Below are 6,455 nucleotides of genomic sequence, written 5' to 3'. Positions count from 1 at the left end.
CGGCATCGCCGAAATTCTGGATTCCAGCGGTTCGATGCCCTCGCGGCAGCGGACCATCGGCACCTGGATGCACTGTTCCTTTTATCTGATGCCAAACCAGCAGTATGTGCGCAAGGTCACCGCAAAAATGCCGCGCCGCGGACGTTACCTGTTCACCGGTGCGATGATGAACGGCGGCGACCTGCTGGGGCTCAAAGACGGCAACGCCCGTTTTCCTGCCACGCAGGAGCTGGTCGTCATCCCAAAAGCTCTGCCCTGTCCAGACCTCGGCATCGCATTGGGCGGTTTTTTGGGAGACATGTCGGTCAACCGTTTTCTGTTCGAGGACCCGATGCTGACCATCGGTTTTTCCGAATACAGCGGCCGTGAGCCGATGCGCGACATCAGCTGGACACAGAGCGCACGCATGGGCCGCATGATGGTCAAAAACTACGACCACACCGTCGACCTGTCAGTGACAGTGCTGCTCAATATCCAGTCGGTCAAAAACGTCTTTGAAAACGAGGAAACGGTGGAGCAGTGTATCTCGATGACCCGTTCGGTCTGCGAAATCCTGGAAGAAAAGCAGATCAAATACAGCTTTATCACCAACTCGGTGATGGCAGGCTCGATGAACTTTTTCTCCTCGATCGAAGAAGGTCTGGGCAACCGCCACTTTTACAGCGTCATGGAGTCGCTGGGACGCGCGACCATGCTCTCCTGCGAGAGCTTTTCCTCCACCATCCTGCGCGCCTGCCGTTCGGGCGAACAAGGCCGTTATCACATCATTATCACTCCTGATGAAAATGATGCCTGGAGCTCTGCTCTGCAAAAGCTGCGCGATTTGAGCGACGGCAAGGTGTTTGTACTGACTCCTTCCATGGTAAAACAGGACGACAGCAAAAAGGAGGGAGTTGCGTGAGCTTCTATTTTCTCCTGAAAATTGTCAGTGACCTTGGATTTTTCTTTGCTGTTGCCACTGCCTTCCTGTGTGCCACCAGCTGCGATACCAGCTCTCTGGTGCCGTTGATTGCCGTGTCGCTGTCTGTCACGCTGGGATACTGGCTGGATGGAAAAAAACCGGCGCTGCGCTATATCGCTCTGCTGGGTCTGCCGCTTGCTTTCCTCGGCTGGCCTCGCAACCTGTGGACCACGCTGATCATTGCAGTTGCCTGTATTTACGGCGGACTGCATATCTTCTGGCAGCGCTTTTCTCTCAGCCATGACGAACGTCTGCAATTTTTATCGCTGGCGGTCAAGGTTCTCCCTGTGTGCCTGGTTCCTTTTGGCATCTTTATTCCAGGCATGCCGACGCTGTACATCTTTATCCGCTACGTGCTGATCTTTGCTGTTCCTACCCTGATCTTGACACAGGTGCTGCGCCACTCTCCTTCTATCCTTGTGCAGCGGCGTTTGAAGCTGGGCATCATCTCCTGTGTCATCCTGTTAAGCCTTGTCATCCTCTTTTTCAGCTCAGGGTTGTTCTGGACGGTTGTGCTCTGGTTGGCAAAATTTTTCTACCAGTGGGTTATCATTCCAATCATCATGGTGATTGCAGTTGTCATCTGGCTGATTGTATGGGTACTGTTCACCTTACTGCCGATAAAACCAGGAGCCGAAGGCAAAGTTACTGAGGCAATGACGCAGTTTGCAAAACAGTATCAACAAATTGAACCAAACGAGGTCACTCCTTCCATAGACCCTCTCCTTCTGAACATCATTAAAGTCAGCGTGGGCGTAATTGTCCTGGTCATACTGATTCTGTTCTTCCGAAAAATGCTGAAAAACCGTCGATATGACCGCAGCATGCGGGCGGAGGAAAGCCGCTCCACGATTACGACACCACGAGATTTTCGTTCCGAGAAGGAACCTCGCGACACCCATCCTCCTGTTGACCCACGCGAAGCAGTACGCTATCACTACCGACACTTTATGCGCGCCTGCCGCAGCATCGGCATCCTGATTCCGAATTGGGCCACCAGTTTGGAGCTGGAACGGGAGGCCCGCAAGCTGTTCCCGATCGAACATCAACAGCAGCTGCAGGATACCCGCCGCATCTATCTGCGGGCACGATACAGCAATCACCCTATCGACCGCAAAGATGTGAAAACCATTCGCGAGAATGTCGAGCAGCTGCAAAAAGACCGCGACGAAATCGAAAATCGTATGTAGCACCTTATGCTGTGACAAAGGAGGGTCGATTGTGAGCTTCTTCTTTCTGGTCAAAATGGTCAGTGATCTCAGTCTGTTTTTCATGGTAGCAACCGCTCTTTTGAGCGGTACCAACTGCGATACACGCTCTCTGCTGCCGCTGATCGTCATTTCGGTCAGCGGGACACTGGGATTTTATTTGCAGCAGAAAAAGGATTCTATGCGCTTTGCAGCGCTGCTGGTGCTGCCTCTGGCCTTTGTCGGACAGCCGCTGAATGTTTGGAGCATTCCTCTGCTGCTGGCAGCCTGCCTGTATGGTGTACTGATTGTAGGACAGAGGCGGTTCTCCCTCAGCTATGAGGAGCGTCTCTTAGTCTTTTCCATCGGGATGAAGCTGCTGCTGGTCTGTCTGTTCCTTCTGGTCGCCTTCTGGCCGGAGGCGCCGGTCATCACCGCCTTCTCCCGCTACCTGCTGTGCTTTGTGATTTCCACTCTGCTGCTGACCCAGACACTGCGGCACAGCTCCCAGATCCTCTCTCAGCGCCGTTTTCAGCTGATGGCTGCCTCCTATGCCGTGCTTGCCGTTGCTGCCGCTGTCTTTTTCAGTTCCAAACTGTTCTTCCAGTTTTTGCTGCTGGTTTATCAGTGGGTGCTGGTTCCGCTGATTTTGGTGCTGGCAACCGTCATTGGGTTGTTCTTCTGGCTGCTGTTCTCCCTGCTGCCCAACAAAGAATATACCGGCAATGCCTTTCTGGATATCCTGGGCAGCGTCACCGACTTGATTAACATCGTTCCCTCTCTGGGCAAACTGCCGTCCATTGATCCGTCTGTGATACAGGCTGTCAAAATAGTCTGGGGCGTTCTGATCTTCGTGGTCGTCTTTCTGTTTTGCCGGCGGATTCTTCGCCGCAGGCGTCATAGACACCACGTCAAAGCGGTAGAAAGCCGTGCTCCTATCACGGTTCATCGTGTATTTCGTTCCACCGAGGAGCCGCTCGACGATCAGCTGCCTCGCGATCCGCGTGAAGCGGTGCGTTTCTATTACCGCAACTTTATGCGGATGTGCCGCTCCATCGGAATCCTCATTCCATCGTGGGCCACCAGTCTGGAACTGGAACGGCAGGCACGCCAGATCTTTCCTTTCCACCAACAGCAGCTGCTGAGCGACACCCGCCGCATCTATCTGCGGGCGCGGTACAGCGACCACCCTGTCGGACCGGAGGATGTCTCCTCCATCCGTGACAACTGTGAGCATCTTCTGCGGGAAAGTCGGGACATCGAGAACCGCTAAACACTTCACACGCAAAAACACCCTTGAAGAAAATTCTTCAAGGGTGTTTTTTGTTTTTCTTTACTTGGTGATGATTGCTTCAAAGGCATCCAATGCGCGGTCGATGTCCTCGCGGCTGGTGTCATTGGTGGTAACAAAGCGGAACTCGCCGTCCTCGATACCGTTGATCTTGACACCGGCTTCCAGCATCTTCTCCGGCAGGGCGTCGATCACCTGCTGTGGTGCATCCAGCTTGAAGAACACCATGTTGATCTCTACCGAGTTCATATCGAGGCTGACACCCGGCATCTTCTGAAGGCGCTGTGCCATGTATTTGGCATTGTCGTGGTCCTCCTGCAGACGTTTGGTCATCACTTCCAATGCAATCAGACCAGCTGCTGCCAAAAATCCGCACTGACGCATGCCGCCGCCGAGCATCTTGCGGTTGCGGCGGGCACGTTCGATGTATTCTTTACTGCCGACCAGCATCGAGCCAACCGGTGCGCACAGGCCCTTGGACAGACAGAACATGACCGAATCTGCACAGGCAGCGATCTCCTTGACATCCACACCCAGCGCTGTTGCCGCATTGAAGATGCGCGCGCCGTCCATGTGTACCGGCAGGCCTTCTTCCTTTGCCATGCGGTAAACTTCCTGCAGCTTTTCCAGTGGAACCAGCTTGCCGGTTGCCAGGGGTTCCTCCACACAAATCAGGCCGGTGCGTGGATAATGGATATTGCTCTTGTCGCGGATCGCTCCACGGATCTGCTGTGCATCAAAGATGCCGTTTTCAAAGTGCAGGGTACGGATAAACGCCTGTGAAAGCACCGCTGCGCCGCCGACCTCATGAGCAACAATGTGGGCGGTATCGGAGAGGATGATCTCATCGCCGCGCTGGGTATGGGACATCACCGCTACGGCGTTGCCCATGGTACCGCTGGTAACAAACAATGCTGCCTCCTTGCCGAGCATTTCGGCAGCCTTGCGCTCCAGCTCATTCATGGTCGGGTCGTCCCCGTATACATCGTCTCCCACCTGTGCGCGGTACATGGCGTCGCGCATCTTCTGGGTCGGCTGAGTGACGGTATCACTTCGTAAATCAATCCATTTTTGCATAATAATTCCTCCCTTTTTCGTGGCAGCTCAAAACCGGCGTCACTATTTTGTCTTTATTATACACACATTCAGAAATCCACGCAAGTTTTTTGTCCAAAAAAGCAATAAAAACGCAAAATAAAACCAGCTCTGCATAACAGAGCCGGTTTTATGCGTGATTTTATTCAATATAAAATCAGATTAGTGTTTCTTCTTGCCAAGAACTACCAATCCCATGAACGAAACTGCTGCCGCCGCCAGTACCGCGGTGAGATCCTGCGCACCGGTGGAAGGGTTTGGTTTATTGGAATCGGTTTGTGTTTCTGTGGTCGATTGAGTCGTCAGGCTGTTGCCCTGCTTCTCCGCCAAAGCATAGTAGCTGAAGTGGTCTGTCTCAAAGTAAGCGACACCATTTTTGACAACAACCGGATACTCGATCAGATTGCCCTCTTCATCAATATAGTAAACCACCAGTTTATCAATGTCGAAGCCGTCTGGCACTGGAATTCCAACTGTAACAGTTCCCTTTGGCTGAACAGTATTTCCGTTTTCGTCAACCAGCTTGATGTCATACAGCAGGAAGGTTCCAAGTTTGTCGGACAGGGAGGAGGCAATTTCATCCACTTTTGTAACCTTCAGTTTGAGGTCGGCAGACAAAACACCTTTTTCTCCAGAAACAGTGACGTTGGTCTTTTTATCTTTCAGTACAACGCGGGAAGCATCCTCTTTCTCCTTCAGTGCCTCCAGTTTTTTGGTAAACATGGAGACAAATGGTGTGGAGCTTCCTCCATTACCGGAGCTGGAGCTGCCGGAACTGGAACTGCTGTTTCCGCTGGAAGGTTTGTCCTCTGGCTTTGGTGTCGGATCTGGATCTGGGGATGGGAGGGCACCTTCCGGAACATAGTTGCCAGGGTTCTTGGTAGAATTGACCGCAATGGAAGCAGCATTATTAAAGCGCTGCTCATACAGCGCGTTTACGATTTCCTGAATAGTAGAATTGTTTGTAATGCCTTGTAAGTCGTTTTTTTCGGCATTTTTGATAATTCTATTAACGGTATCCTGGTCCATATAAACGAGCGGACGACCACCGCTGGTGTCTCCTGTCACATTGGAAATCTTCAGTTTCGGAACAGTTGTAACACCTTTGCCCATAGAATATTCGATGTTGGTGTAAGATTTACCAGACTCTTTATTAGTCGGTTGTAAATTGCAGTTACTAATTGCTACTTCACTGCCATTGACCTGCACCGAGGTATAATAACCACCCTTAACAGTTACGTTGCTCAGCTTTCCATTTTTAGCGCAGTAGAACTGAATACCATGTTTTGCCTTGGTTCCTGCATCTACAGTAATATTCTGAATGGTAACGTTATCTCCACCAGCAGTTACAAATGCTCCATTGGCAACGATTCCTGTAAGGGAAAGTGTGTGCCCACCGCCATCCAGAGTAACACCAGCAGGAATAGTGAGTGCGGTTGTTGTATTGATATTTGCTGCTAATTTGATTGTCTTGACACCAGATTTCTGGAGTGCATCCTGCAATTCCTTCTCAGTGCTGACGATAGCTGTATCTGTTTCTGTGGTGCTACCTTCTGGGGTACCATTCTCATAATCATCAGTTGTCTTAAAAAGCTTAATGTCCTGGTTTGCTCCTACAGATACATCATTAGAGAATGTTTCCACTGCATGGGCAACATTCGTCAAAGTGACACCTGAACCGATGGTAAGGGTGTTATCTGCTTTTTGTCCTTCTGTTTTTGTATCAATATTAACGCTCATTGCCTTGTCAATATTTGTAAAAGAAGTATCACTTACCTTTAAATGATAACCGTTCGCATGGCTGTTTACAGTTACACCAAAAGTATACTCACTGAATGCACAGTCATGATGTAATGTATAGAGGGTGGATTACACCAAAAAACATTACATCATGACTGACGGCTCATTTGTGGCGAATGAA

At 50.9% G+C, this 6,455-nt stretch carries 5 protein-coding genes; 3 read left to right on the top strand and 2 right to left on the bottom strand.

The window, feature by feature from the left end:
* The 3 genes from Q0L39_RS09980 to Q0L39_RS09970 form a co-directional block, all read left to right on the top strand.
* Window positions 1-901 (top strand): DUF58 domain-containing protein (locus Q0L39_RS09980; protein WP_296628839.1); only part of this gene is annotated, 901 nt, incomplete at its 5' end.
* Complete coding sequence (locus tag Q0L39_RS09975) at window positions 898-2,151, top strand: DUF4129 domain-containing protein (RefSeq protein ID WP_296628837.1); 1,254 nt, start codon at window positions 898-900, stop codon at window positions 2,149-2,151. The genes Q0L39_RS09980 and Q0L39_RS09975, both read left to right, overlap by 4 nt.
* Before the next feature lie 31 nt (window positions 2,152-2,182).
* Window positions 2,183-3,421 carry a DUF4129 domain-containing protein gene (locus Q0L39_RS09970; protein WP_296628836.1) on the top strand — a complete coding sequence of 413 codons (1,239 nt, stop codon included), beginning with the start codon at window positions 2,183-2,185 and terminating at the stop codon, window positions 3,419-3,421.
* A gap of 60 nt (window positions 3,422-3,481) precedes the next feature.
* Here the strand turns inward: Q0L39_RS09970 and ltaE are convergent, their stop codons facing one another.
* Window positions 3,482-4,516 carry a low-specificity L-threonine aldolase gene (ltaE, locus tag Q0L39_RS09965; protein WP_296628835.1) on the bottom strand — a complete coding sequence of 345 codons (1,035 nt, stop codon included), beginning with the start codon at window positions 4,514-4,516 and terminating at the stop codon, window positions 3,482-3,484.
* 180 nt (window positions 4,517-4,696) lie between these two features.
* Window positions 4,697-6,274, bottom strand: coding sequence for a pectate lyase-like adhesive domain-containing protein (locus tag Q0L39_RS09960; protein ID WP_296628833.1), 1,578 nt, complete (start codon window positions 6,272-6,274; stop codon window positions 4,697-4,699).
* Window positions 6,275-6,455: the final 181 nt, after the last annotated feature.

This window comes from uncultured Negativibacillus sp., from assembly GCF_944388365.1.
Lineage (GTDB): Bacteria > Bacillota > Clostridia > Oscillospirales > Ruminococcaceae > Negativibacillus.
This window is presented reverse-complemented; position numbering and strand designations above follow the sequence as displayed.